Here is a 24145-nt window from a genome sequence, read left to right as displayed (position 1 = left end):
TAAACTTTACGCCTCACCAACAGGATACCAAGCGCTAAGTTGAAAGCAAAAAAGATCCGACCTCGTATGCGAAGATCGGATCTTTGACGGACTGCTAATTCAGTCTATTTCTTACGGAAGTACACCTGAATGGGAACCCCTGAAAAACTGAAGTTCTCCCGAATCTGGTTTTCGATGTACCGTTTGTAGGGATCTTTAATGTATTGTGGCAAATTGGCGAACAAGGCAAACGATGGCGTCGGACTTGGCAACTGCGTCACATATTTAATTTTGATGTATTTGCCTTTAAGTGATGGTGGTGGATATTTTTCAATCGCACTAAGCAGCACCTCGTTCAGCTTCGATGTTTTAATGCGTTGCGATTTATTCTGGTACACTTCAACTGCAACTTCCAGCGCTTTAAAAATACGTTGTTTTGTCAATGCTGAGATGAAAATAATAGGCACGTCGACAAAGGGCGCAATGCGTTCGTGAATATGCTCCGTGAACTCGTTCACCGAATGGTTATCCTTTTCCATCAAGTCCCACTTGTTCACCAGTATAACTATTCCCTTTTTATTACGAACAGCCAGGTTGAAAATACTCACATCCTGCGCTTCAACACCGCGGGTCGCGTCAATCATCATGATACAAACATCGGCTTCCTCAATGGTACGTACCGAACGCAAAACAGAGTAAAACTCAACGTCTTCTTTTACTTTCGCTTTTTTACGCAATCCAGCCGTATCGACCAAGTAGAAATCGTGGCCAAATTTACTATATCGGGTGTTGATGGCATCACGGGTTGTTCCAGCTATGTCGGTAACAATGTTGCGTTCCACGCCAATCAGCGCGTTAATAAACGACGATTTTCCAACGTTTGGACGCCCTACCACTGCAAAGCGAGGAATACCCTCTTCAATGACTTCTTTTTCTGTTTTTGGAAAGGCAGCAACAACATCATCCAGCAAATCGCCGGTTCCGCTACCGTTCATGCTCGAGATACAATACATTTTATCTCCTAACCCCAGGCTGTAGAATTCGTGCGCATCCATTAGCCGTTGGTTATTGTCAACTTTGTTTACAGCCAGGAAAACCGGCTTTTTCACTCTCCGAAGAATGTTGGCTACTGCCTGATCGAGATCGGTAATTCCGCCTTCAACATCTACGGCAAAGATGATCACGTCGGCCTCATCAATGGCCAGCGCTACTTGTTTTCTAATTTCTCCTTCAAACACATCATCCGAATTCACCACGTAACCTCCGGTATCAATCACCGAAAACTCGACCCCATTCCACAGCGATTTTCCGTAGTTGCGGTCGCGGGTCACCCCTGCAGTTTCGTTTACGATGGCCTGACGGGTTTCAACCAGGCGATTAAAAAAGGTTGATTTGCCGACATTCGGTCTTCCTACTATTGCTACAATATTGCTCATTGCTTTCTTTATTTCTATATGTTCCGGGTTAAGGATTGTTCCTTTACCCTCCTCTAAAATTAAAATTCAAAATCCCTGGCTTCAAATTTCAAAACGGCAAAAAACCATTTCTCATCGACTATCGTCCGTTGTTGGGATTTCTTCTATATCCTCAATTCTTCATACAAAGAACTGAGACTGAATAGTGCGATTTGCTACTGATTATCGTACCCGAAGTTACCTAACTGACGGTCTTTATCGCGCCAGTCTTTAGTTACTTTCACATACAACTCCATGAATATCTTCTTCTGAAAGAATTCTTCCAAATCCATTCGGGCTTCAGTGGCCACTCTTTTGAGCGCTTTCCCCTGATGTCCGATGATAATCCCTTTTTGGCTATCTCGCGCAACGTGGATCACACATCGCAAGCGCAACAACTTGGCCTCTTCCTTAAATTCCTCAACCTCAACCTCAACGGAATAAGGAACTTCCTTTTGGTAGTGAAGTAAAATTTTCTCGCGGACAATTTCTGTCACGAAGAAACGTTCGTTGCGGTCGGTCAACTCATCTTTCCCAAAATAGGGCGGCGCCTCCGGCAACAACTCCAAAATACGGTCAAAGATCGGGGCAATATTGAATTTCTCGGTTGCTGAAATGGCAAACACATCGGCAGCCGGCAGCAAATCCTTCCAGTAAGTGTACATATCCATCACCTCCCCCTGACTCGACAGGTCAATCTTATTGATCAACACAATAACCGGTGCATTCGACTTCCGGATCCTCTCCAGATATTCACTGTTTTTGTCAGCTTTCTCCACCACATCAGTCACATACAAAATCACATCAGCATCAATCAGAGCAGTATTTACAAAGCTCATCATCGATTCCTGCAACTTGTAGTTGGGCTTCAAAATCCCGGGGGTATCCGAGTATACAATTTGGAAATCCTCACCATTCACAATCCCTTTGATCCGATGACGTGTCGTTTGCATCTTTTTAGTAATAATTGACAAACGTTCGCCCACCAAGGCATTCATGATAGTTGACTTCCCGACATTCGGGTTCCCGATAATATTGACAAAACCTGATTTATGCGCCATTTAATTATAAATGAATGATTTAAAAACGCCGCAAAGATAATCAATAAATTGAATTCAAACAGCCCCCTGATAGAAAAGCGGTTCTACCAGACCGGATGTAAAATTTAATCGAAAATTTATCCGAACATTCACGTCCGCAAAACTATTTTTCAATACATTTGCTTATATTTTTAAGCATACTTAAATTTAATTTCAAGCATAATGTACAAGGCTTCCATCGCAACTGAGAATTTCATTAAAGCCATTTACAAGGGCGAGCAGGGAAACTCCATGGATACAAAACCGGGCACAATAGCCAAAGAGCTTGGTATTACAAATGCTGCAGCTACCGACATGGCCCGAAAATTGGCCATGAAAAAGCTAATTGATTACGAGAAATACAAAGAGTTGAAATTGACTCCTGATGGTACGAAAGTCGCACTTGACGTTCTTCGAAAGCACCGGTTATGGGAAACATTTCTTCATCAGGTTCTTGGATTGACGATGCATGAGATACATCGTGAAGCGGAATTGCTGGAACATTTGACCTCTGATTTCCTTGCAGAAAAAATTAGCGACTTCCTTGGGAACCCGGAAACTGATCCGCATGGAGATCCGATTCCGACAGATGATGGTGAGATTCCCGAAACAGATCACAGCATAACCTTATCCATGGGCGAACCGGGAAATACTTACAAAATCAGCCGGCTTTCAGGGTCCGACAAAGAGTTTTTCGATTTCTGCCATTCAAATAAACTTGAAATAGGAACATCACTCACAGTTCAAAAACATTACATCAAAACCCGAATGATTGAAATTGAAATTCAGCATACAAAACTCCTGCTGAACATTGACTTGACAAATACCATCTATATCAAAAAAGCAGATTAATGTATGCAACCAATTTCAGCCTTGATAGTGATGTTTTTATCGGTTCACAGCCGGGCGCAGGATACAATGCAGAAATTGATTACTAACAGTCTCAATTGACTGAATGATGAATTAACAAATTAAAGACAACCAATGAATACACTGTTTATTTTAAGCATTCAACCTGGGTTGCTGCTGCTTTCCGGGTTAATTATCATAGCCATTTTGGCTTGGATCCTATGGCCCCAGAAAGGCGGGCTCGCTCGGTTTAGCCGAATGAAAGCAAGATCACAACGCGAGTTGCTGGAGGATTCACTAAAGTATATGTTCGACTGTGAATACCGGAAAGCTCCCTGCGATATGCACAGCATTGCCGGAAACCTGGACATCTCTGTAGACAGAGCAAGTCTGCTGTTGGAGCATTTGTTTTCCAAAGAACTGATTACACTGGATGACCAGGCCGTCAGCTTAAGCGATACAGGAAGATCATATGCGCTTCGAGTTATCCGGGTGCACCGTATCTGGGAGCGCTATTTCGCTGACGAAACGAGCATCGATCAGGCAGACTGGCATAATGAGGCCTGCCGGATTGAGCACAATGTGACAATGGAAGACACCGAAAAACTGGCTGCACAAATGGGACACCCTGTTTTCGACCCACACGGCGACCCGATACCGACAGCTGAAGGAACATTGCCCGAACCAACCGGCGTAACGCTTAATCATCTTAAGGAAGGACAGCTTGGTCGGGTCACCCATATGGAAGATGAGCCGAAGAGCATTTACGAGCAACTTGTCGTTTTGGGTTTATACCCGGGCATGCAGATCTATATAACCGATGTGGCCGAGAACAAAATAAGCTTTGTGGCCGATGGAGACGAATGCTCGTTAACTCCACTTTTCGCGGCGCACATTACCGTCGAACTTGTTTCCGCCAAAGAACCAGTGGTTTCAAAAAATGAATTGCTTTCATCGCTTCAAGTCGGAGAAGAAGCGGAAGTTGTGGCAATTTCGCCCAATTGTCGCGGCCAGCAGCGCCGCCGACTGATGGACATGGGTATTGTTCCGGGAAGCCTGGTTTCTGCCGTTATAAAAAGTGCATCTGGTGATCCGGTTGGATACCGGGTTTTAGGAACCACTGTTGGCATCCGTTCGCGAGAAGCCGACTTAATCTTTATTAACCGCAAAAAATAACACGATGAATACGCCAACAAATTGCGAAAGCTGTGCCATGCACAATAAAGCAAACCTTGTAAAACTGGGAATCAACCTGGACGAGGTGGACTATGTGATTGCTATGGCCGGCAACCCAAATACCGGTAAAAGTACGGTGTTCAATAACCTCACAGGCTTGCGTCAGCACACCGGAAACTGGCCCGGCAAAACAGTCACCCGTGCCGAAGGCGGTTTTGTTTTCAATGACAAACGTTACAAGATGGTCGATCTTCCGGGAACCTACTCTCTGTTGTCGACCAGTACTGACGAAGAAGTGGCCCGCAACTTTATCCTGTTTGGGCAACCCGACGTGACAGTTATTGTCGTTGACGCCACCCGACTGGAACGCAACCTGAACCTTGTTTTACAGATTCTTGAAATTACAGACCGGGCAGTACTTTGTCTGAACCTTATGGACGAAGCCAAACGCAATAACCTGGAAATTGATGTCCGCGTGCTATCAAAAGAACTGGGCATTCCGGTTATTCCGGCCTCGGCACGTCGCCGGCAGGGAATGACCGAACTGCTGCAGGCTGTTGAAGAGGTGGCCACCGGAAAATATGTTTGCCGCCCGCATAAAATCAAAGGCCGTTCTGCAAAACTGAACAACGCTATTTCAAAATTAGAAAACTCACTGGCGAAACAATTCCCCAATCTGACTAATACCAAATGGGTAGCACTGCGTTTGCTCGAAGGTGACGACAGTATCATTGAAGCTGTACGAACCGGAGATCTGGGCAGTATTAGTGCAGGCGAATCAGGAATTCAAGCTTAAACAAGAACCAATGGACAAAACAACACACCACAATAGAGAAGAGATTTTGACGGCTGCCAATACAGCACGATGGGAATTGGGCCTCGATTTTCACGATACAGTCATTGAATCGATCTACTCCGACGCCTCCCAAATTGCAAGAAAAACCGTCAAGCTAAAAGGAGACAAAGAAGCCTATGCGACCGACATAACCATCGATAAAATAGTAACCAGCCGGTGGTTGGGCTTTCCGCTTATGTTTTTGCTGCTTGCTCTCGTATTCTGGCTAACCATTGCCGGTGCCAATTACCCTTCGGGACTTCTGTCTTCCGTGTTAATTGACTATTTACACCCACTATTGAAGCAGGCTGCAACCTTTATTCACATGCCCTGGTGGATGAGCGGTATACTAATCGATGGCGCCTACATGGCAGCAGCGTGGGTTATTGCCGTTATGTTGCCTCCCATGGCCATTTTCTTCCCGCTCTTCACCCTTCTCGAAGATTTGGGCTACTTACCGCGCGTTGCTTTCAATATGGATAACCTGTTTCGCAAAGCCGGCGCCCACGGGAAACAAGCGCTGACCATGAGCATGGGGTTCGGTTGTAATGCTGCCGGGGTTGTTGCCGCCCGGGTAATCGATAGTCCTCGCGAACGCTTGATTGCGATCATCACCAATAACTTTTCGTTGTGTAATGGACGTTGGCCCACGCAGATCCTGATTGCGACGATTTTCATTGGCAGCATGGCCTCACCACAGCTGGCCGGTGTCGTTTCGGCCGGAGCGGTTGTAGGTATTGCTGTGCTGGGAATCTTTTTTAGCCTGGTTGTTTCCTGGGGACTGAGCAAAACTGTTTTACGCGGCGAAGCCTCAGCCTTTACACTGGAACTGCCGCCTTACCGTCCGCCTCGTATTTGGCAAACGTTATATACTTCGCTAATCGACCGAACCATTTTTGTGCTATGGCGAGCAATCATATTTGCCGTTCCGGCGGGTATCGTCATTTGGTTAGTAGCCAATGTCCATATCGGCGACCTCAGCCTGGCAGAATATTTTATTAACTGGTCCGACCCTTTTGCCCTGTTTTTTGGGTTGAATGGCGTAATTCTACTGGCTTACATCATTGCTATTCCAGCCAACGAAATTGTCATCCCAACAATTCTCATGTTGACTGTTCTGAGTAGTAAAATGGCCGGTGTGGGAGGCGGATCGGGCGTGATGTTCGAACTGGACTCAACAGCTGATATTGCCGGAGTGCTGCAAACCGGAGGTTGGACCCTGCTAACCGGACTCAACCTAATGCTGTTTAGCCTTTTGCACAATCCTTGCTCAACAACGATTTACACGATTTACAAAGAAACCAAAAGCCTGAAATGGACGATGGTATCGACTTTTTTACCGATTGTACTCGGTTTTGTGATTTGCTTTTTCACCACCCAACTTTGGCAATTCTTTGGTTGGTAATCGTTCAAAAATAGACAGACAAGCCGGTTAGTTTCACTATCCGGCTTTTGCTTTTGGTGGAAATGGCATTAACATGCGACTAACATGAAAAAAATATCCCCCCATTGCGATGAATCAATTACTTATTGTCAAAACACAATTTAACTAAAATCTTTTTTCTGTACTATTTACTATTCAACTGATTTGTCATATCTTGCTGGACGAAATAAAACAGCTATCCGGTAAAGCTTTGATCATTCATGAAAAGTGACATCAAATATTTCGTCATCAGCACGCTGATCACCATGTTCACACTCACCGTGGCTTTTGTCCTATTCGACTTGTATGCGCCGCTTGAAGATGTATTTGCAGGTATTCCGTTTGGTAAGATCGATTTTTGGAGTGCTGTTCACCTTCAGCCTAAGCTACCGGTTATTGTGGGTGTTGGCATTGCTCTAAATTACCGCAAGCTAAAAGCAAAGAAGCAGGAAGCCGGCAATCCATATCGGGGATAAATAAGCTTTATTCAATTTCGTCCAATTCAGTCAGCGTCTCTTTAAGCTGCTTGATGTAACGCCCGTAAAGCCGTCGAAATCCCCAGTGAAAGACAACGAATATCAGCCCAAGAACACCCAACAGAACAGCAAAACTGCCAAAGACAACCAAGTGGTTTCGTTCGGCCAGAAACTCCTCGCTATGGACATTCGGGTTGGCAAAAAATCCGGCCATACTAGAAATAGCAATAACTAACAGGAATCCGCACAAAGCCCAATAGAACAAGCGACGATAAGTGGTTAACAGCTGAATAGAAGAACTCAGAACCCGTTTCATATCGCTGTTTTGAGAATAATTCGCTTTAACGTTGCGGTACTGCAACCAAAAATAAAGGAATGTTCCAAACAAGAAAAGCGTGTTCAGCGCATCCATGAGATAAACCCAAAGAGGCACCTCAACCTTTTCTTCCATACTAGGCGTCAGATAAAAATCATCGACTACAAAAAACAGTACCAGGGCAAGGATAACAACAAAACCGACACGAACGTTACGATCAATGCGATCCATCAACCCATTGGTTCGACGTTTCAACATGCGCTGGAGTTCGGTCTCATCAATCCGATGCTTGTCGGCGTCAGAGCTGGTATAGCTATTCCATGCACTTTTAAGTTGATCCAGTTCCATCTTAGCCTTCTGTATTCATTAATTTCTTCAACTTGTGTTTGATGCGGTTCATCTTCACACGAACATAATTCTGCGTAATGCCAGTAATTTCGGCGATCTCCTCGTAACTCTTGTTTTCCAAAAATAACAAGATGATCGATTTCTCAATACCACTTAAACGAGCAACAGCTTTATGCAGCATTCGCATTTGCTCCTCAGTAGTTGGGTCGTATTCTTCTTGCACCAGCTGAACATTGTCAATGGTTAACCCATTTTGATCGGGCTGGCGCTTGGTTTTCTTAAAACTGGTGATGGCGGTGTTCAGAGCTACCCGGTACATCCAGGTAGAGAACTTGGCTTCCTTTCGAAAGGAAGGAAATGACTTCCACAATTGAGTCAGAATTTCCTGAAAAAGATCTCGCCGGTCTTCTTCCGAGTCACAATAAACAGAACATACCTTGTGTATGATTCCCTGATTTTCTGTAATTATTTTGACAAATTCTTTTTCCAACTCGTTGCTATTAGTCTCGGAAAATCAAAAATATTACATCAATTCATTTTCAGAAATGAAATTTCCCGGGGACTAAGGAAGCGCCACTTTCCACGAGGCAGATTTTTCTTGGTCAGGCCTGCAAAGAATACGCGGTCTAATCGCGCAACTTTATAATTGAAATGCGCAAATATACGACGCACGATCCGGTTACGTCCCGAATGGATCTCGATGCCCACCTGCTTTTTATCAGCCGGATCGACATAACTGATTGAATCGGCTTTGATGAAACCATCCTCCAGTTCAATACCTTGTCTGATTTGCTCCAGGTGATCTTCGGTGAAATCTTCATTCAGGAAAACATGATAGATTTTCTTCTTCTCATAGCTTGGGTGGGTCAACTTTGTCGTCAGTTCGCCATCGTTCGTGAACAACAACAAACCTGAAGTTTCTTTATCAAGGCGACCTACCGGGTAAATGCGTTCGGGACAAGCGTTTTCGACCAACTCCATCACGGTATGTTCGGCATGCGGATCGTCCAGAGTAGTTACGAAGCCTCGTGGTTTATTCAGCAACAGGTAAACTTTTTTCTCCACACTCAAGGTTTGGCCGCGATACTTCACCTGATCGTTTTTGGTTACTTTGGCACCCAACTCGGTAACCACCTCGCCGTTAACCTGAATCTCACCATCTGCAATCAACTTATCAGCTTCCCGACGCGAGCAAATGCCTGCATTGGCAATATAGCGGTTCAGACGAATCTCTTCGTCACCTTTTTTGACAATTGATACTTTTTTCTTTTCAGAATGAAATGTTTTGTCTTCGTGCGGCTTCCGGTCAAATTTCTTTCCACCGGATGTATTTTTCATATTTTTCATAGCTTCTTCGGGTTACGTTTCCCCCTCTCGCATTGTAATTTGTGGCAAAGGTCGGAAAATTATGCGAATAAAAAACAGGTGGGATGTAGACAAGTGCTTGCGATCGGAACCTAGTTCGATTTCTCGTCGTCTCCAAACAACTTTTCCTGCATGTAAAGTTCATATTGTTTCAGAATGGCTTCACGCACATCATACTCGCGCGAATGAGCGGTGAGCACACTTTTCTGGTTGAAAAAAATCATGAAAGTATCCGCTTCAGCTCCATTCAGTCCGGTCAGATTCATGACAACATCCTTATTGTAATATTGGGACAGCCGCTCCCATTGAGCATCGCTAATCATCGCTGCCCGAACATCGCGCTTTTGCTTTTCGCGCTTGCTAAGGTGATACTGTAAAAATGAAGCCGGGGAAAATAGTGCAGCTAAAATGGAAGGTTTTTTATTGAACGCGTCGCCTCTCAACTCCGGATCAATAGCATCGGGTTTACCGGTACTAACACCGTCCATGTTCACTTTCATCCCTTGTCCGGTAACTTTAACCTCACCAATCGCAATGCGAAGCGGGCGGGCATAAATCGTCAACAAGCTATCCTCGTTATAGTAGGGTGGAATATGAATATACTCTTTCATATAACTCATAGCGGTAATTCCCAAGCTGTCAACATTCAGCATTTCCATGGAAAAATAGCCATTGACATCGGTTGTTGTGCCACCACGGGTGCGCATATTGACCACGTGCGCATAACCAACCGGCGAACCGTCATCCTTATCGACCAAGCGCGCTTTCAGGAAGATCAATACCGGATCGATTATGTCTTCATCCTGAGCCTGCACTCCCCGGGGAAAGCCGATAAAAAGTAATATGATCAAACTAAAAACAATTCGCATAGACCACAAAAATAGAGATTTCAACATTCGAAATTAAGAACAAACGCTATGTATGCTGATATTTAACAAGATTTAAGGGATTTGCAACTTTTCTGGTACACACATCGCCGCCACTTATAGGTTGAACGACAATTTAATTCCTTCCACAATCATCCCTGTCCCGATAATTGCAATGATTAATCCCATCAACTTGCCAATTACTGCAATCAGGCTATTACCCAATTTCTCCAAAATTTTATCGCTCAAGGTAAAAGCCAGGTAAGTCAGAAAAGTCATCAAGCCAAAAACAGCAATCACAATCCCTATATGAATAAAGTTTGCATTAGTTACATTGTTCATGGCCGTAACTATTGTTCCTGGTCCTGCTAATATTGGAATGGCCAACGGAGAAATGGCAATGCCATTGTCCGCCTCTGAATCGCCGGTTGTGTGCACCTTTGATTTTCGCGACATCAACATCTCGAATCCCACGAAAAAGATCAGAATACCTCCCGTAATTTTAAAGGCAGGTATCGTAATTCCAAATAACTCGAAAATGTATTTCCCCACAATCACAAAAAGTGCCACAATAAGAAAAGCCGTTAACGTTGCTGTTTTGGCAATCGTTTTCTTCGTCTCCGATTTTTCGCCGTCTACCAATCCCAGGAAAATCGGGGTATTGGCAATTGGATTCATAATGGCAAAAAAGCCTGTAAAAACCGTTAGTGTGTAGGTAACTAATTCCATTTTCGTGTTTTTTTTATTTTCAGCTATCCTAAAAATAAACCCCGGCAAAAGGCCAGGGTTCATCAAATTGTTATGTGTTTTGAACTTAGCTCAAATTTTTAACGCGCTCCATCGCATCAACAACATTGGCACGATCAGCAAATGCTGAAAAACGGAAATAACCTTCACCGGCAGGTCCGAAACCAGAACCGGGAGTACCAACAACATTCGCTTCATTCAGCACTTTATCGAAGAAATCCCATGACTTCATACCGCCTTTGGTTTTTACCCAGATATATGGAGCATTTACACCACCAAACACCTGGTAACCGGCGGCCGATAAACTTTCGCGCATGATACGGGCATTTTCCATATAATAAGCCACGACTTCGTTCACTTCTTTTTGTCCTTCTTCGGTATAAACAGCAGCGGCTGCTTTCTGTACCGGGTAAGAAACACCATTGAATTTTGTCGTATGACGACGCAGCCACAATTTCTTCACCGAGTGTGCATTGCCTTCGCTGTCATAGGCTTTCAACTCCTCAGGAATAACAGTAAAAGCACAACGAGTTCCGGTAAATCCGGCAGTTTTAGAGAAGCTGCGGAATTCAATCGCTACTTCTTTTGCTCCTTCAATTTCGTAAATTGAACGAGGAATACCAGCCTCCGTAATGAAAGACTCATAAGCAGCATCGAAAAGAATGATGCTCTTGTTGTCTTTCGCATACTTCACCCATTTTGCCAATTCCTCTTTGCCAGCCACTGTTCCTGTTGGATTATTCGGATAGCAAAGGAAGATCAGGTCAGGACGCTCTGTTGGCAATTCTGGAATAAATCCGTTGGCATCGGTACAAGGCATGTAAATAATACCAGAGTAGTACCCATTGGCTGCACATTCGCCGGTTTTACCGCTCATGACAGTCGTATCCGAATAAACCGGGTAAACCGGGTCGCAAATGGCAATCTTATTGTCAGCACCAAAAATTTCCTGAATGTTTCCGGTATCACATTTCGATCCGTCAGAAACAATAATATCATCCGCTGAAATATCGATACCACTAGCCTGGTAGGCATTTTTCGCGATCGCTTCGCGCAAAAAGTCGTAACCTTGTTCCGGTCCGTAACCACGGAAAGTTTCAGCTTTTCCCATTTCTTCAACACCCGCATGAAAGGCTTTCAGTACTGTTGGAGTTAAAGGTTGGGTTACATCACCGATTCCCATGCGGATCACTTTTTTATCCGGGTTGGCATCGGTAAATTCTTTTACGCGACGTCCGATCTCAGGGAATAAATAGCCGGCTTTCAGCTTCAAATAGTTTTCGTTAATTAATGCCATGTATTTTGTGTATTTGATTAAATAAATTCAATAAAGAACTGGATGTTGCCATTTGGCGGCACAAAGTTACAAATCGCAGGGAAAAAGAAAAACGGGAAAGGCAAATTTGATCATTCGAAATACTAATCAATCAAACGTTTAACCTGAAGTTGATCGCCACAATCCTCCAGTAGGCTGACGATGTTCTGTTTAAACACCGGGTGAAGAAAATCAGCGGCGACCTCTGCCAGTGGCTCCAGCACAAACCGACGGTCAATCATTCTCGGGTGCGGCAATTCCAGGTTGGGCTCGTGCAACACCAAATCGTCATAAAAAAGCAGGTCAATATCAATCAGTCGGGAACTATAACGGGCTGCTTTGCGGATGCGGCCCAGCTCCAACTCAATTGCCTTGGTGTGAACTAAAACTTCTTTGGGCATCAAGGCCGTTTCGATTACGACAACCTGGTTCCAAAACAAATCTTCGGACTCGAATCCCCACGGTTCAGTTTCGTAAACTGAAGACAGCTGACTAATAGCGCCCAATTCTTCCTGCAACCTTTTTCTCGCCTGACTAAAAATCTGTTCTTTGTTTCCCAGGTTGCCTCCCAGTAGTAAAAAAAGCTTCGCCATCTTGTAAACAAAATTGTAATGAAATTAGTAAATTCGTGTCCAATAGTATATGCGCCACAAAGCTACAAACACAAAACAATAATTCACTAATATGAAAGACTTTTTAAAGTACACGCTGGCAACAATCGTCGGAATGTTAATTGCCGGTATTGTAGGCTTTTTTCTTTTGATGGGTATTTTTTCTGCCGTGCTGTCTTTTTCGGACAAAGCTGTTGAAGTAGAAAAGAACTCTGTGTTACTACTCGATTTAAAAAATGAAATTGTCGAACGGTCTCCCAATAATCCGTTTAACGACCTTTCACTTCCGGGTTTCAGCACATCCGGCCAAACCGGGCTGGATGATATTCTGGAATGCATCGAGAAAGCCAAGACTGATGACAAAATCAAAGGCATATACCTTTGTCCAAGTGGCATAAGAGCTGGTATTGCAACCGTCGAAGAAATTCGCAAAGCTTTAATTGATTTCAAAGAATCCGGTAAATTCATCTATGCTTACGGCGATGTTTTTTCTCAGAAAGCCTATTTCCTGGTTTCGGTTGCCGATCAAATTGCATTGAACCCTCAAGGAATGCTTGAACTAAAAGGGCTGAGCAGTGTACGAACTTTTTACAAAAATGCCTTGGAAAAACTGGGTATCGAAATGCAAATTATTCGTCATGGAAAATTCAAGGCTGCAGTCGAGCCGTTTATCCGGGAAGATATGAGCCCTGAAAACAAACTTCAAACGCAAACTTATTTAAACAGTATCTGGGCCGCGATGGTCGGTGACATTGCTGAATCACGTGGATTGACTCCGGAGGTTATTAATCAACTCGCCGATTCAGTTACCTTCTTTTTACCTTCTGACGACTTAGTCAGCTCCGGTTTGGTTGACACGTTGATGTATAAAGATGAACTAATCAACGAACTCAAAGGAATGACAGGGGTTGCAGAGAAAGATGATATTCCGGCAATAGGAGTGAATAAATACGCCAGAGTTCCGGCCGAAACATCCGGCAAAGGATTGATTCGTGATAAAATCGCGATCATTTATGCGGAAGGCGATATCGACGGAACAGACGCGCAGGGAATTAAATCGGAAAAACTTTCGAGAACGATTCGCGAAGCTCGTCGCGATTCATCCATTAAAGCCATTGTGCTTCGGGTGAACTCTCCGGGTGGAAGTGCGTACGGATCAGAAGTTATCTGGCGCGAGGTGAAACTTGCTAAGGACACTAAGCCTGTCATTGTTTCGATGGGCGACGTTGCAGCTTCAGGTGGTTATTATATCTCGGCTGCCGCCGACACAATTATGGCCGACCGTACAACCATTACCGGATCTATTGGTATTTTCGGTATGATCCCCAATGCAGGCGAACTACTGAACGACAAATTGGGTATTACCGAAGATGTGGTTTCAACCAATGCTAATTCTGATTTGCTATCAGTTACCCGTCCTTTAACATCCTTTGAACGAAACAAGATGCAAGCTTATATCGAGCGTGGTTACGACACCTTTATTGGTCGCGTTGCCGATGGCCGTTCCATGACCAAAGAACAGGTTGACGAGATCGGACAAGGCCGTGTTTGGGCTTCAGCAAATGCCAAAGAAATTGGCTTGGTCGATTTGTACGGAGGAGTCAATGACGCCGTGAAATTAGCCGCCGAAATGAGTCATCTGGAAGATTACAGAATTACCAAACTCCCAAAATTGAAAGACCCGTTTGAAGAGCTTCTGAAAGATTTAACCGGAGACGCCCGATCATTCTTCATGGAACGGGAGCTTGGCGATCAATATGAAATTTACAAAAAACTAAAAAACGTTGTTCATTCGAAAGGAATCATGGCCCGAATGCCTTTTGATGTTACAATTGAATAAAATATCCGAACTCAAAATCCCGCTAACATCTACACAAATAGGAGTTTAAGACAATAAACTACGTTAAAAAGAAGTTACCTTCTCGGGGTAGCTTCTTTTTTTTGGAACGATTTGGTTAAATTCGCCTAGCAAAACAGGTTTATGCTAAAAATTATTCTGTATCCACTTTCTATTCTTTACGGTTTTATTGTTTACATCCGTAATATGCTCTATGATTCGAATATTTTCAAATCAACCGAATTTGAAATACCAGTCATCTCAATCGGCAACATTACCGTTGGTGGAACAGGAAAAACTCCGCACACCGAATACTTGGTTAAATTGCTGAAGAAACACGTGAACGTAGCTACCCTTAGCCGCGGATACAAGCGGAAGACCAAAGGGTTTTTTCTTGTACAGGAAACATCAAACGTCAAAAACGTCGGGGACGAACCACTTCAAATTAAACAGAAATACCCGGAGGCGACTGTTGCTGTCGATGAAAACCGGGTTCACGGGATTGAGAAGTTGATGGAGGACAAAAACAATGCACCGGATGTGATCTTACTGGACGATGCCTACCAACACCGAAAAGTAACGCCGGGAATTAATATTTTGCTGATTGATTACAACCGACCGATAGAGGAAGACCACCTGTTGCCAATGGGCAGACTGCGGGAACGCGTATACCAACGCCGTCGGGCCAATGTGATTATTTATACCAAATGTCCCGACGAGATTACGCCAATCACCCGGCGGATTATCATGAAAAATGTGAATCTTCGCCCGTACCAATCGCTTTATTTCACCACCATGGCTTATGGGAATCCACAGCCTGTTTTTCCGAATCAGGCAGCTGAAGCTCCGGATTTCGAAAGTAAAAAAACAGCTAGCATCATGCTTTCCGGCATTGCCAATCCAACTCAGTTCCGAGATTATCTGAAATCGAAATCAAACCTAATTGACGAAATCGTGTTTAGTGATCATCACAACTTCACTAACCGCGACTTCAAACAAATTGAACAAATATACCTGAGAGGAAAAGCACGGCAGCCCGTCATTCTGACGACTGAAAAAGATGCTGTCCGTTTGCGTTTCGCCAAAGAGCTAAGCGACGAGGTAAAATCACAGCTGTACTATATTCCAGTAAAAATTAAGTTTCTGGATAGTGAAGGAAAAAGTTTCGATAAAAAAATTGTAGGTTATGTTAAAGACAATAGAAGCAACCGCAGATTACATCAGCGAACAAATCAAATGTAAGCCGGAAATTGGCATCATCCTGGGATCAGGACTTGGTGGCCTGGCCACAGAGATAGAAGTGGAACTGGAAATTCCTTACAAAACCATTCCTAATTTCCCGGTTTCAACCGTCGATGGTCACAACGGACATTTAATTTTCGGGACTTTGGGTGGCAAACAAGTGCTGGCCATGCAGGGGCGCTTTCATTACTATGAAGGATACAACATGAAGGAAGTAACCTTTCCGGTTCGGGTGATGAAACAACTGGGCATTAACTACCTGTTTGTATCAAATGCAACCGGAGGGCTGAATCCTGACTTCAAAATCGGGGATCTGATGATCATCAACGATCACATTAATATGTTTCCGGAACATCCGCTGCATGGCAAAAATGTGAATGAGTTAGGCCCAAGATTTCCCGATATGAGTCAAGCCTATTGCAAGGAACTTCGACAAAAAGCGAAATTCATTGCCTTGAAAAATAAAATTGAAATAAAAGAAGGCGTTTATGTCGGTGTTCAGGGACCCACTTTCGAAACGCCGGCCGAATATAAAATGTTCCGTATTCTGGGTGGCGACGTGGTTGGCATGTCAACTGTACCCGAAGTCATTGTTGCCCGTCAAATGGATATGAAAGTTTTCGGAATTTCAATTGTCACCGACAGTGGCGTTCCCGGCGAAATTGTTGAAATATCGCACGAAGAAGTTCAGGAAGTAGCCATGAAATCAGAACCTTTCATGACGCAAATTCTGAAACAATTAATTGAACAAATTTAAAAACAACCCATAAATACACCTCATATGCTTCATGTTGTCGCAATGTTTTCTGTTCCGAATAAACAAACAGATACTTTCCTTAAATTAGCGGAAGAACTAGTCGCTGAAACGGTTAAAGAAGCCGGATGCATCAGTTACGAACTTGTTCAGGATATGCAAAGTAAGAACACCTTTATGATGCTCGAAAAATGGGAAAACAAAGAAACCCTGGATATCCATTCCAATTCAGCGCATTTTCAACGCATCATTCCTCAAATCAGTCAACTGGTTGACCAGGAGATAACCGTTAAAGTTTGTCACAAAATATTCTAAAGCCAAACATTCTGCATGCCGATAAGAATTGAACGCTTTTCACTTAAGTTTGAAAAATGAAACTACCCGAATTTGCCGATATCGAACAGGCCCATGAACGGATCCGTTCGTATGTACACCACACTCCGGTTTTAAGTTCATCAACAATGAACCGCATTTTGAACTGTGAGCTGCATTTTAAATGTGAGAACCTGCAAAAAGTTGGAGCATTCAAATTCAGGGGAGCTTGCAACGCTGTGTTTTCGCTGAGTGATGAGGAAGCAGCCAAAGGTGTTTGTACACACTCATCGGGAAACCATGCGGCGGCATTAGCTTTGGCTGCCTCCATAAGGGGAATTCCGTCCTACATCGTGATGCCCAATAACGCGCCGACCATCAAAAAGCAAGCGGTGGAAGGTTATGGCGGACAAATTACCTTTTGCGAGCCAACACTTGAAGCACGCGAAACAACCCTTGCCAGAATCGCCATGGAAACCGGTGCGATTGAAATTCACCCGTACAATAACTTCAACGTCATTTGCGGACAAGGGACAGCAGTGAAAGAGTTGATTGAAGAAAAAGGTTTGTTCGACGTGATTATGTGCCCCATTGGTGGTGGTGGGTTACTCAGTGGCACTTCAATTGCGACACGCGCCCTCAACCCCAAAGCCTTGATCATTGCCGCAGAACCCGAAGGTGCCGATGATGCTTACCGCTCTTTTCACGAGAAAAAACTGATCCCTTCGATTAACCCGAAAACCATTGCCGACGGTCTGCTCACTTCAGTGGGTGAACTCAATTTCCGAATTATTCAACGAAAGACAGACGAAATTGTCACCGTCTCGGAACGCGGCATTGTTCGGGCGATGAGAATGATTTGGGAACGCATGAAAATTATTGTTGAACCTTCGTCAGCAGTTCCACTGGCAGCTATTCTCGAAAATAAGCTGGATGTCAGAGGAAAGAAAGTGGGTATTATTTTAAGCGGCGGAAACGTTGACCTGGAAAAACTGCCTTTTCACGAGTTTGTGTAACAGCTGAAGATTGCCTAAAAAAATCTGGAAAAATCAGAGATTGACAACTTTGCGCATCAATAATGCTTTGCTCCCGTCTTTGTAATAAGCCCGGCGTTCTCCAAAAACCTCAAACCCTTGCCGCAAATATAAATTAACAGCCGGTTTATTTTCTTCACTAACCTCAAGCGTGAGGTATTTAAAGTTTGAACTTGCTGCTCGTTTTAGTGCCTCATTCAACAAAAGCTGCCCCAACCCGGCCCCCCTGAATTTTGGAGAAACTGCAAGCGAATACAAACGCATCCCAAAACTATTTTGTTTTTTCAGCAGGATCATAAATGCACTGATTTCACCATCGTGGCGGGTCACCAGAAATTCGCTTTTCGCTTCGTTTAAAAGGTAGCGCAATTGTCTACGATTGAAGGCTTCCGCATCAAAGCAAAGCTGTTCCAATTTAAAAATTTCTTTTAAATCAGTCTTCAACGCCGCTTCTATGGCTACCACACTCATGACTTTCTGCCTTTTTGTTCCATTCGGTTAACAAACTCACGCAAAATCTGTCGATACAAAGCATCACCAAGGATATCATCTTCCACCCCTTGATCAATCGATGGGTTGTCATTCACTTCAATAATTAATGACTTACCATCAATCTCCTTCACATCAACCCCATAAAGCCCTTTTCCAATTAATGAGGCAGCTTTCACGGCATTTCGAACAACATGCTTCGGTACTTTCCCGATTGGGACAGACTCGAAAGCTCCGGATTTAGGCTTTCCGCTATCCTGGTGGTTGTATATCTGCCAATGCCCGCGCGCCATAAAATATTTGCACGCATAAAGTGCTTCGCCGTTAATAATCCCGATTCGCCAGTCAAAAGGAGTAGGAACAAACTCTTGTGCTAAAAACACCGAGGTTTTTTCCGACAGTTGTTCCATGGCTGTTTTGTATTCGTCTTCGGTAGTTACTTTATACATGCCGATAGAAAACGAACCGTCCGGTATTTTCAGCACGACAGGATTACCCAGATATTCTGTAAGCTCCGAAAACGAAATCAGGTTGTTTTTGAAGATCAATTTGGACTTCGGAGTAGCGATTCCTTCACGATCGAGTAATTCTTTTAAATAGACTTTATTGGTGCAACGAATTATCGATAGCGGATCGTCGATAACCACCATATCGGCCTGATGTGCTTTTTGCGACAAACGATAAGTAATATGGTTTAAAGCGGTGGTTTGCCGAATAAACAAACCATCGAACTCCAGCAAACGGGTTGTGTCATCTTCAGTAATCAGCTCTGCATTGATATTCATCTTTTTTGCCTGGCTGATGAATTTGTTCAAAGCGGCCTTGTTGCTCGGCGGAAGCTGCTCGGCCGGATCATGCAAAATCGCCAAATCGAAGCGAAAGGATTTATGATGACGGGGTTGCCGCCAAATGCGTTTATTAAAGTTGTCGAGTGCCGTTGCAAACAGGTCTTCCTCTGTGTCACCCAGTTCTTTCAAATTCAATATTTTAACCGAATCAATCTGGTTTTTAGGCCGGTTGGCCAGGGTAACGCGAATGAGCGGGCAAGGCAATTGTTCGAAAATGAACCGGGCAATCTTGCTTAACTCAGGATCTTTCGTCAAACCAAAATAAACATCAATATCAAATGTTTCTGCCGAAGTATCCTTCGCTTGCATCCATTTATAACAGATCTTTTGCAGCGAATCGTCCATTCGGGGCAATGCGCCGTTATCAATCCGGTTCAACACATCAACGTCGGGAAGCACCTTATGTCCCCTGGCTTGGGCCAAAAGCGAACAGTAATATCCTTCAGTGTGGTAATCGAGCGTACTGCAAAGATTGATTACTAACAATGGCTGTTTGCTCAACTCTTCTTGTTGCAGGTAATCTGCTGCAGTAATAAGCGTTTCAGTCTCATAATAAGGCTTCCATTGATCCAACGAATCGACCAGGATGAGTGTTGATTGCATTTCAGTATTAAAAAAGAATAAGAATAAAAAATAAAACAATCTCAATTAGCCCTGCAATCCTGTCTAAAACACCTTAACAAACACCACAGAACACTATATTTCAGAAACTTACAAACCCATATGTTTGACGACTTCTATTTTACAAGTGTACACAATTTCTTGACAGGTTATTCAATCTCGCAATTATTTTTCTATTCTTAGAAGAAGATTCTTATCCCTGACAACCATCACACCCATCGGACTAGATATCAACACCTTACTACAATGCGGGGCTAAGAAGGCGGGCGAACGATTCTTTCGCTTTTTCCGTCCGGGAACGTTTCTCCCAATCTTCTGCAATAACCTGCCGGCTTTGATCCAAATCGGCGAAAAATTGACCTTCCAGTTCAACGGCTAATTCCTCATCATAAATCATAGCATTCACTTCAAAATTGGTCTCCAAACTCCGAAAATCGAAATTGGCCGTTCCGACTGACGAAAATACGCCATCAACAATAATTAACTTGCTGTGTAAAAAACCAGCCCGGTAAAAGTAAATTTTCACCCCGGTCTCCAGCAATTCTCCGATAAATGAACGGGTGCTCCACTTCGGCGTAATCGCATCCGACTTAAAGGGAAGAAGAATCCGAACATCCAGACCTCCCATAGCAGCCACTTTCAACGCATTCAATATCTCCGGAGTCGGAATCAGGTAGGGAGTGGTTATATAAACGCGTTCGCGAGCTGAGGCAATTGCTGAAAAATAAGCTTGTCCGATGCTTTCCCAGTCCGAATCAGGTCCACTGGCTACTATCTGAACCAACTTGCCGGCTCCATCTTTCACTTGAGGTAAATAAACATCGCCTTGAAAAATCTCCTTCGACACAAAATACCAATCGGCCATAAAAACGATTTGAAGCATAGTCGCTGCCCCACCTTTAACCATCAAGTGCGTATCGCGCCAAATGCCCAGGTTTTTAGTGCCGTTCAAATACCGGTCTGCAACATTCAACCCACCAACAAAAGCGGTGCGACCATCAACAACGACAATTTTTCGATGGTTCCGGTAATTTGCTCGTGAGGTAAGATGCGGGAAACGGACTTTCATAAAACAGTCGATCTTCACGCCGGCTTCCTTTAGCGAATTAATGTACTTACGTGGTAGTGCCCAACTTCCAACATCGTCATAAATTAACCTCACCTCAACACCTTCGCGTGCTTTCCGAATCAAAATGTCTCTCAATTGATTGCCTAAAATATCGTTTTCAATGATATAAAACTCAACATGAATATGGTGCTTTGCCATTTCAATAGCCTTAAAAATAGCAGGAAAAGTTTGCTCACCGTTCCTCAAAATCTGCACTTCATTGTCGCTTGTCAGCAGGGCATTCGAGTTATTCAACATCAAACTCATCAAATGCTTTTTACTGACAATAGCCCGATCAAAACTATTGAAAGCCAGAGGCATTTTCACCAACTGGTTCTGCGTCATTTTCCTAAGCCGCTCCAGGCCCTTCAGCCCCTTGCGCGAGAACATCTTCTTTTTCCGGTACTCCTGCCCAAAAAACAAATAAAAGACAATACCGGCAAAGGGCAACAATACCAGCACCATCACCCAACTAATTGTTTTTAGCGGGCTGCGGTTTTCGAGCACAATGAGAATAGCAATAAAAATCATGGTCAGTAAATACAGACCACTTAAAACGGTTGTGAGGTTTTCCTCCAGATAGGAAAGCAAACTATCCATGGTGAAATTTTGGTTGCTTCATTAAAATTCGATAATTTATTATTGATTAACAAACTATTTTATATCTCGTAAAGAATAAAAAAAAGCAATCATGAAATATTTTTCAATTTTAGCAATCGTGATTCTTACAATTATTGCTTGTACCAGCAAAAAAGAATTAACTATTCAGGAAAATGAAGAGATCAACAATGAAGACAGCGTCAGCTATGAACTGATCGTTCTGGATCCGGGTTTTGAGAGTTGGTTTCTGTCGCGTTCTAAACCGGCTAATTTTCACTCGCAAGCTTATTACGAAAGCTGGAACCAGCGCTATGTAAATGCCTGGAATTACCAACGAATGGGCTATCGGTATTCGCAACTGATTTATGGTAATATTGATTACGATTTCAACACCAACTATGGACTTGAACTTAACCACAAGCTTTTTTACTATTTTATATATGTTGAAAATGTATTGGATATTAAGCTCATCCCGGATGGTCCGAAAACCTACTGAGAAACCCCGTGGTTAACGAACAAATACCTGAAGTTGCGTATCGTGAAGCAGTTCACTTTTTACAGGAATCGCATTGAGCTTCGGTGCTGAAACGCCGCTCCCAAACCAGCTGTGCCCAATATAAACATGCGCTTCGTCCCACTTTTCCTGATCGATAAATGCTTGCAGCAACTGCCGGCCACCTTCCACGACTACCGACTGCAAATTCTGATCGTACAACCAAGCCATTATTTGCGGAACAATATTTTGCCTGAAATTAAGCTGCACGTATTCCAGGTTTTCAGACGCCTCAACCGGATCTTGCGTGAAAACTACGGTTCTACTCCTCCCGTCTTTTAAGTGAAGGTTACCCGGGAGATGATTCTTCCGGTCAAGCACCAGGCGTAAAGGCTGCCGACCGACCCATTCACGAACAGTCAGCGATGGATTGTCTTTCCAGGCCGTATTGGTTCCGATTAAAATCGCATCAACTTCGGTGCGTTGTTTATGCACCATGCGCCGGGCAAGCTCATTACTGATCCAGGTTGGTTGACCAAATTCAGGGTGGGAGCGATCAATATCCAGGAAACCATCCAATGTTTGCGCCCATTTCAGAAATACAAAAGGCCGTTTCTTTTGGTGAAAAGTGAAAAAGCATCGGTTAAGTTCCAGGCAAGCTTCATTCAAAACGCCAACCTCAACTTTAATTCCAGCCTTCTCCATTTTTTCGATCCCTTTCCCGGCTACTTTCGCAAAAGGGTCAACAGATCCCACAACAACATGCGGAATTCCACTTTCAATAATCAGGTCCGAACAAGGAGGGGTTTTCCCAAAGTGAGCACAAGGCTCCAAGCTGACATAGATGGTTGACTCTTTCAACAGCTCTTTGTTTTTGACTGATGCTATGGCATGAACCTCGGCATGAGGCCCTCCACACTGCCGATGATAACCTTCACCAATAATTTGGCCGTTATGCACAACGACTGCGCCAACCATCGGGTTTGGTGCTACTTCTCCCCTGCCCAACAAGGCAAGTTCGACGCAACGGTTCATATATCTTTCTGCTTGAGTCAACAATGAGAAAAAACTTAACTTTGCCAAAAATACAAATAAATGCAGGCAAGCATCCAATTTATCCGCAAAGAATTAAAAGATCTCTATCCTCCTGAAGAAATCGAGAGTTTTGTTCGATTGATTTTCTCCTGGCTGAAAAACTACACGGCAACGGACATTCTGTTAAAAAGGAATGATCAGCTCAATGAAGACGATCGGGACAAACTGATCTCAATTGTTGAGCGGCTTAAACGACAGGAGCCGATCCAATACATTTTGGAAGAAACGGAATTCTACGGCCTAAACTTCCGGGTTTCTTCAGATGTGCTCATTCCCCGGCCGGAAACAGAAGAACTGGTAGACTGGATCATCAAGGATTCGCCGGCTCCCGGTGCACGAATCCTGGATGTCGGAACCGGAAGCGGATGTATTCCAATTAGCTTGAAAAAGCAGTTGGAACACACCATTGTTGCTGCCTGCGACATTTCGCCCGGCGCACTGAAAATGGCCCAAACAAATGCGACCTTCAATCAAGTCGATGTCCGGTTCTTCCAACTGGATATCTTAAATCCAACCCGGCAATATTTACCGGATAAACTAGATATTTTGGTCAGCAATCCGCCTTACATCACCAATTCTGAGAAAAAGCTTATGCAGCCCAATGTCCTTGATTTTGAACCACACCTGGCCTTGTTTGTCGAAGATGACAGCCCACTGCTTTTTTACAGGGCGCTAGCCAAATTTGGCATTCAAAACTTGAAAGCAGGCGGGGTCATTTATTGGGAAATCAATGAAGCTTTTGGCCCGGCATGTGTCTCTCTTCTAAAGCAAAATGGGTATATTGACATCCAACTACGCAAAGATCTGAACGGCAAAGACCGAATGATTAAAGCCCGATTTTTGAATACAGCGATGTAACGGACATTTTAAGCT

Annotated in this window: 25 protein-coding genes; 12 read left to right on the top strand and 13 right to left on the bottom strand. The window is 43.8% G+C overall.

Features of this window, described 5'->3' with window-relative positions; genetic code table 11:
* Positions 1 to 104 precede the first annotated feature (104 nt).
* On the bottom strand, positions 105 to 1415 hold the full coding sequence (gene der / locus GJV22_RS16625; RefSeq protein ID WP_163716406.1) for a ribosome biogenesis GTPase Der: 1311 nt from the start codon (positions 1413 to 1415) through the stop codon (positions 105 to 107).
* Positions 1416 to 1609: 194 nt separating this feature from the next.
* Positions 1610 to 2494, bottom strand: coding sequence for a GTPase Era (gene era, locus GJV22_RS16620; protein WP_163716402.1), 885 nt, complete (start codon positions 2492 to 2494; stop codon positions 1610 to 1612).
* Between the two features lie 201 nt (positions 2495 to 2695).
* On the opposite strand from era, the gene GJV22_RS16615 reads away from it, so the two are divergent.
* The 5 genes from GJV22_RS16615 (at position 2696) to GJV22_RS16600 (ending at position 7271) form a co-directional block, all read left to right on the top strand.
* Positions 2696 to 3364, top strand: coding sequence for a metal-dependent transcriptional regulator (locus tag GJV22_RS16615; RefSeq protein ID WP_163716400.1), 669 nt, complete (start codon positions 2696 to 2698; stop codon positions 3362 to 3364).
* Positions 3365 to 3496: 132 nt separating this feature from the next.
* Complete coding sequence (locus GJV22_RS16610) at positions 3497 to 4537, top strand: metal-dependent transcriptional regulator (protein WP_163716397.1); 1041 nt, start codon at positions 3497 to 3499, stop codon at positions 4535 to 4537.
* Between the two features lie 4 nt (positions 4538 to 4541).
* Entirely contained in the window at positions 4542 to 5333 is a 792-nt protein-coding gene (locus GJV22_RS22200) for a FeoB small GTPase domain-containing protein (RefSeq protein WP_205461917.1), read from the top strand.
* A 10-nt stretch (positions 5334 to 5343) separates the two neighbouring features.
* The gene (locus GJV22_RS22195) at positions 5344 to 6777 is read left to right on the top strand and encodes a ferrous iron transporter B (RefSeq protein WP_205461916.1); all 1434 of its coding nucleotides are present in this window, start codon (positions 5344 to 5346) and stop codon (positions 6775 to 6777) included.
* 239 nt (positions 6778 to 7016) lie between these two features.
* Positions 7017 to 7271: a hypothetical protein gene (locus GJV22_RS16600; RefSeq protein ID WP_163716395.1), complete on the top strand. Its 255-nt coding sequence runs from the start codon at positions 7017 to 7019 to the stop codon at positions 7269 to 7271.
* A gap of 7 nt (positions 7272 to 7278) precedes the next feature.
* On the opposite strand, the gene GJV22_RS16595 is transcribed toward GJV22_RS16600, so the two are convergent.
* The 7 genes from GJV22_RS16595 to folK form a co-directional block, all read right to left on the bottom strand.
* Positions 7279 to 7935 (bottom strand): hypothetical protein, encoded by a 657-nt coding sequence (locus tag GJV22_RS16595; RefSeq protein WP_163716391.1) that lies wholly within the window; start codon positions 7933 to 7935, stop codon positions 7279 to 7281.
* Between the two features lies 1 nt (position 7936).
* A complete protein-coding gene (locus GJV22_RS16590; RefSeq protein WP_163716388.1) occupies positions 7937 to 8425 on the bottom strand; it encodes an RNA polymerase sigma factor in 489 nt (162 codons plus the stop codon).
* 38 nt (positions 8426 to 8463) lie between these two features.
* Entirely contained in the window at positions 8464 to 9282 is an 819-nt protein-coding gene (locus GJV22_RS16585; protein ID WP_163716385.1) for a pseudouridine synthase, read from the bottom strand.
* Positions 9283 to 9392: 110 nt separating this feature from the next.
* Positions 9393 to 10151 carry a hypothetical protein gene (locus GJV22_RS16580; protein ID WP_163716382.1) on the bottom strand — a complete coding sequence of 253 codons (759 nt, stop codon included), beginning with the start codon at positions 10149 to 10151 and terminating at the stop codon, positions 9393 to 9395.
* A 132-nt stretch (positions 10152 to 10283) separates the two neighbouring features.
* The gene (locus GJV22_RS16575; RefSeq protein WP_163716379.1) at positions 10284 to 10895 is read right to left on the bottom strand and encodes a MarC family protein; all 612 of its coding nucleotides are present in this window, start codon (positions 10893 to 10895) and stop codon (positions 10284 to 10286) included.
* 85 nt (positions 10896 to 10980) lie between these two features.
* Positions 10981 to 12210, bottom strand: coding sequence for an LL-diaminopimelate aminotransferase (locus GJV22_RS16570; RefSeq protein ID WP_163716376.1), 1230 nt, complete (start codon positions 12208 to 12210; stop codon positions 10981 to 10983).
* Positions 12211 to 12332: 122 nt separating this feature from the next.
* Positions 12333 to 12821 (bottom strand): 2-amino-4-hydroxy-6-hydroxymethyldihydropteridine diphosphokinase, encoded by a 489-nt coding sequence (gene folK / locus GJV22_RS16565; RefSeq protein ID WP_163716373.1) that lies wholly within the window; start codon positions 12819 to 12821, stop codon positions 12333 to 12335.
* 91 nt (positions 12822 to 12912) lie between these two features.
* Here folK and sppA point away from each other — a divergent pair, with 91 nt between their 5' ends.
* The 5 genes from sppA to GJV22_RS16540 all read left to right on the top strand — a co-directional run bounded on the left by sppA (position 12913) and on the right by GJV22_RS16540 (position 18000).
* A complete protein-coding gene (sppA, locus tag GJV22_RS16560) occupies positions 12913 to 14679 on the top strand; it encodes a signal peptide peptidase SppA (protein ID WP_163716369.1) in 1767 nt (588 codons plus the stop codon).
* A 141-nt stretch (positions 14680 to 14820) separates the two neighbouring features.
* Positions 14821 to 15918: a tetraacyldisaccharide 4'-kinase gene (lpxK, locus tag GJV22_RS16555; protein ID WP_163716366.1), complete on the top strand. Its 1098-nt coding sequence runs from the start codon at positions 14821 to 14823 to the stop codon at positions 15916 to 15918.
* Positions 15863 to 16675, top strand: coding sequence for a purine-nucleoside phosphorylase (locus GJV22_RS16550; RefSeq protein ID WP_163716363.1), 813 nt, complete (start codon positions 15863 to 15865; stop codon positions 16673 to 16675). The genes lpxK and GJV22_RS16550 overlap by 56 nt, the downstream gene beginning before the upstream one ends.
* 24 nt (positions 16676 to 16699) lie before the next feature.
* Positions 16700 to 16987, top strand: coding sequence for a putative quinol monooxygenase (locus tag GJV22_RS16545; RefSeq protein WP_163716360.1), 288 nt, complete (start codon positions 16700 to 16702; stop codon positions 16985 to 16987).
* A gap of 56 nt (positions 16988 to 17043) precedes the next feature.
* Positions 17044 to 18000 (top strand): pyridoxal-phosphate dependent enzyme, encoded by a 957-nt coding sequence (locus GJV22_RS16540; RefSeq protein ID WP_163716357.1) that lies wholly within the window; start codon positions 17044 to 17046, stop codon positions 17998 to 18000.
* Between the two features lie 33 nt (positions 18001 to 18033).
* Here the strand turns inward: GJV22_RS16540 and rimI are convergent, their stop codons facing one another.
* The 3 genes from rimI to cls form a co-directional block, all read right to left on the bottom strand.
* A complete protein-coding gene (gene rimI / locus GJV22_RS16535; protein WP_163716354.1) occupies positions 18034 to 18489 on the bottom strand; it encodes a ribosomal protein S18-alanine N-acetyltransferase in 456 nt (151 codons plus the stop codon).
* Positions 18486 to 19958, bottom strand: coding sequence for a RimK family protein (locus GJV22_RS16530; protein WP_163716351.1), 1473 nt, complete (start codon positions 19956 to 19958; stop codon positions 18486 to 18488). The genes rimI and GJV22_RS16530 overlap by 4 nt, the downstream gene beginning before the upstream one ends.
* A 259-nt stretch (positions 19959 to 20217) precedes the next feature.
* Positions 20218 to 21684, bottom strand: a complete 1467-nt coding sequence (gene cls / locus GJV22_RS16525; RefSeq protein WP_163716349.1) for a cardiolipin synthase — start codon at positions 21682 to 21684, stop codon at positions 20218 to 20220.
* Positions 21685 to 21775: 91 nt separating this feature from the next.
* On the opposite strand from cls, the gene GJV22_RS16520 reads away from it, so the two are divergent.
* Positions 21776 to 22180 carry a DUF6146 family protein gene (locus GJV22_RS16520; protein ID WP_163716345.1) on the top strand — a complete coding sequence of 135 codons (405 nt, stop codon included), beginning with the start codon at positions 21776 to 21778 and terminating at the stop codon, positions 22178 to 22180.
* Positions 22181 to 22192: 12 nt separating this feature from the next.
* Here the strand turns inward: GJV22_RS16520 and ribD are convergent, their stop codons facing one another.
* Positions 22193 to 23233, bottom strand: coding sequence for a bifunctional diaminohydroxyphosphoribosylaminopyrimidine deaminase/5-amino-6-(5-phosphoribosylamino)uracil reductase RibD (gene ribD, locus GJV22_RS16515; RefSeq protein WP_163717008.1), 1041 nt, complete (start codon positions 23231 to 23233; stop codon positions 22193 to 22195).
* Between the two features lie 39 nt (positions 23234 to 23272).
* On the opposite strand from ribD, the gene prmC reads away from it, so the two are divergent.
* Positions 23273 to 24130, top strand: a complete 858-nt coding sequence (gene prmC / locus GJV22_RS16510; protein ID WP_163716342.1) for a peptide chain release factor N(5)-glutamine methyltransferase — start codon at positions 23273 to 23275, stop codon at positions 24128 to 24130.
* Positions 24131 to 24145: the final 15 nt, after the last annotated feature.

This window comes from Mangrovibacterium lignilyticum (genome assembly GCF_010882175.1).
Lineage (GTDB): Bacteria > Bacteroidota > Bacteroidia > Bacteroidales > Prolixibacteraceae > Mangrovibacterium > Mangrovibacterium lignilyticum.
This window is presented reverse-complemented; position numbering and strand designations above follow the sequence as displayed.

Bases quoted from the DNA above. Each gene is read 5' to 3' on its own strand.
- der (WP_163716406.1), bottom strand. From the start codon at position 1,415: ATGAGCAATATTGTAGCAATAGTAGGAAGACCGAATGTCGGCAAATCA.
- era (WP_163716402.1), bottom strand. From the start codon at position 2,494: ATGGCGCATAAATCAGGTTTTGTCAATATTATCGGGAACCCGAATGTC.
- GJV22_RS16615 (WP_163716400.1), top strand. From the start codon at position 2,696: ATGTACAAGGCTTCCATCGCAACTGAGAATTTCATTAAAGCCATTTAC.
- GJV22_RS16610 (WP_163716397.1), top strand. From the start codon at position 3,497: ATGAATACACTGTTTATTTTAAGCATTCAACCTGGGTTGCTGCTGCTT.
- GJV22_RS22200 (WP_205461917.1), top strand. From the start codon at position 4,542: ATGAATACGCCAACAAATTGCGAAAGCTGTGCCATGCACAATAAAGCA.
- GJV22_RS22195 (WP_205461916.1), top strand. From the start codon at position 5,344: ATGGACAAAACAACACACCACAATAGAGAAGAGATTTTGACGGCTGCC.
- GJV22_RS16600 (WP_163716395.1), top strand. From the start codon at position 7,017: ATGAAAAGTGACATCAAATATTTCGTCATCAGCACGCTGATCACCATG.
- GJV22_RS16595 (WP_163716391.1), bottom strand. From the start codon at position 7,935: ATGGAACTGGATCAACTTAAAAGTGCATGGAATAGCTATACCAGCTCT.
- GJV22_RS16585 (WP_163716385.1), bottom strand. From the start codon at position 9,282: ATGAAAAATATGAAAAATACATCCGGTGGAAAGAAATTTGACCGGAAG.
- GJV22_RS16575 (WP_163716379.1), bottom strand. From the start codon at position 10,895: ATGGAATTAGTTACCTACACACTAACGGTTTTTACAGGCTTTTTTGCC.
- GJV22_RS16570 (WP_163716376.1), bottom strand. From the start codon at position 12,210: ATGGCATTAATTAACGAAAACTATTTGAAGCTGAAAGCCGGCTATTTA.
- folK (WP_163716373.1), bottom strand. From the start codon at position 12,821: ATGGCGAAGCTTTTTTTACTACTGGGAGGCAACCTGGGAAACAAAGAA.
- sppA (WP_163716369.1), top strand. From the start codon at position 12,913: ATGAAAGACTTTTTAAAGTACACGCTGGCAACAATCGTCGGAATGTTA.
- lpxK (WP_163716366.1), top strand. From the start codon at position 14,821: ATGCTAAAAATTATTCTGTATCCACTTTCTATTCTTTACGGTTTTATT.
- GJV22_RS16550 (WP_163716363.1), top strand. From the start codon at position 15,863: ATGTTAAAGACAATAGAAGCAACCGCAGATTACATCAGCGAACAAATC.
- GJV22_RS16545 (WP_163716360.1), top strand. From the start codon at position 16,700: ATGCTTCATGTTGTCGCAATGTTTTCTGTTCCGAATAAACAAACAGAT.
- GJV22_RS16540 (WP_163716357.1), top strand. From the start codon at position 17,044: ATGAAACTACCCGAATTTGCCGATATCGAACAGGCCCATGAACGGATC.
- rimI (WP_163716354.1), bottom strand. From the start codon at position 18,489: ATGAGTGTGGTAGCCATAGAAGCGGCGTTGAAGACTGATTTAAAAGAA.
- GJV22_RS16530 (WP_163716351.1), bottom strand. From the start codon at position 19,958: ATGCAATCAACACTCATCCTGGTCGATTCGTTGGATCAATGGAAGCCT.
- cls (WP_163716349.1), bottom strand. From the start codon at position 21,684: ATGGATAGTTTGCTTTCCTATCTGGAGGAAAACCTCACAACCGTTTTA.
- GJV22_RS16520 (WP_163716345.1), top strand. From the start codon at position 21,776: ATGAAATATTTTTCAATTTTAGCAATCGTGATTCTTACAATTATTGCT.
- prmC (WP_163716342.1), top strand. From the start codon at position 23,273: ATGCAGGCAAGCATCCAATTTATCCGCAAAGAATTAAAAGATCTCTAT.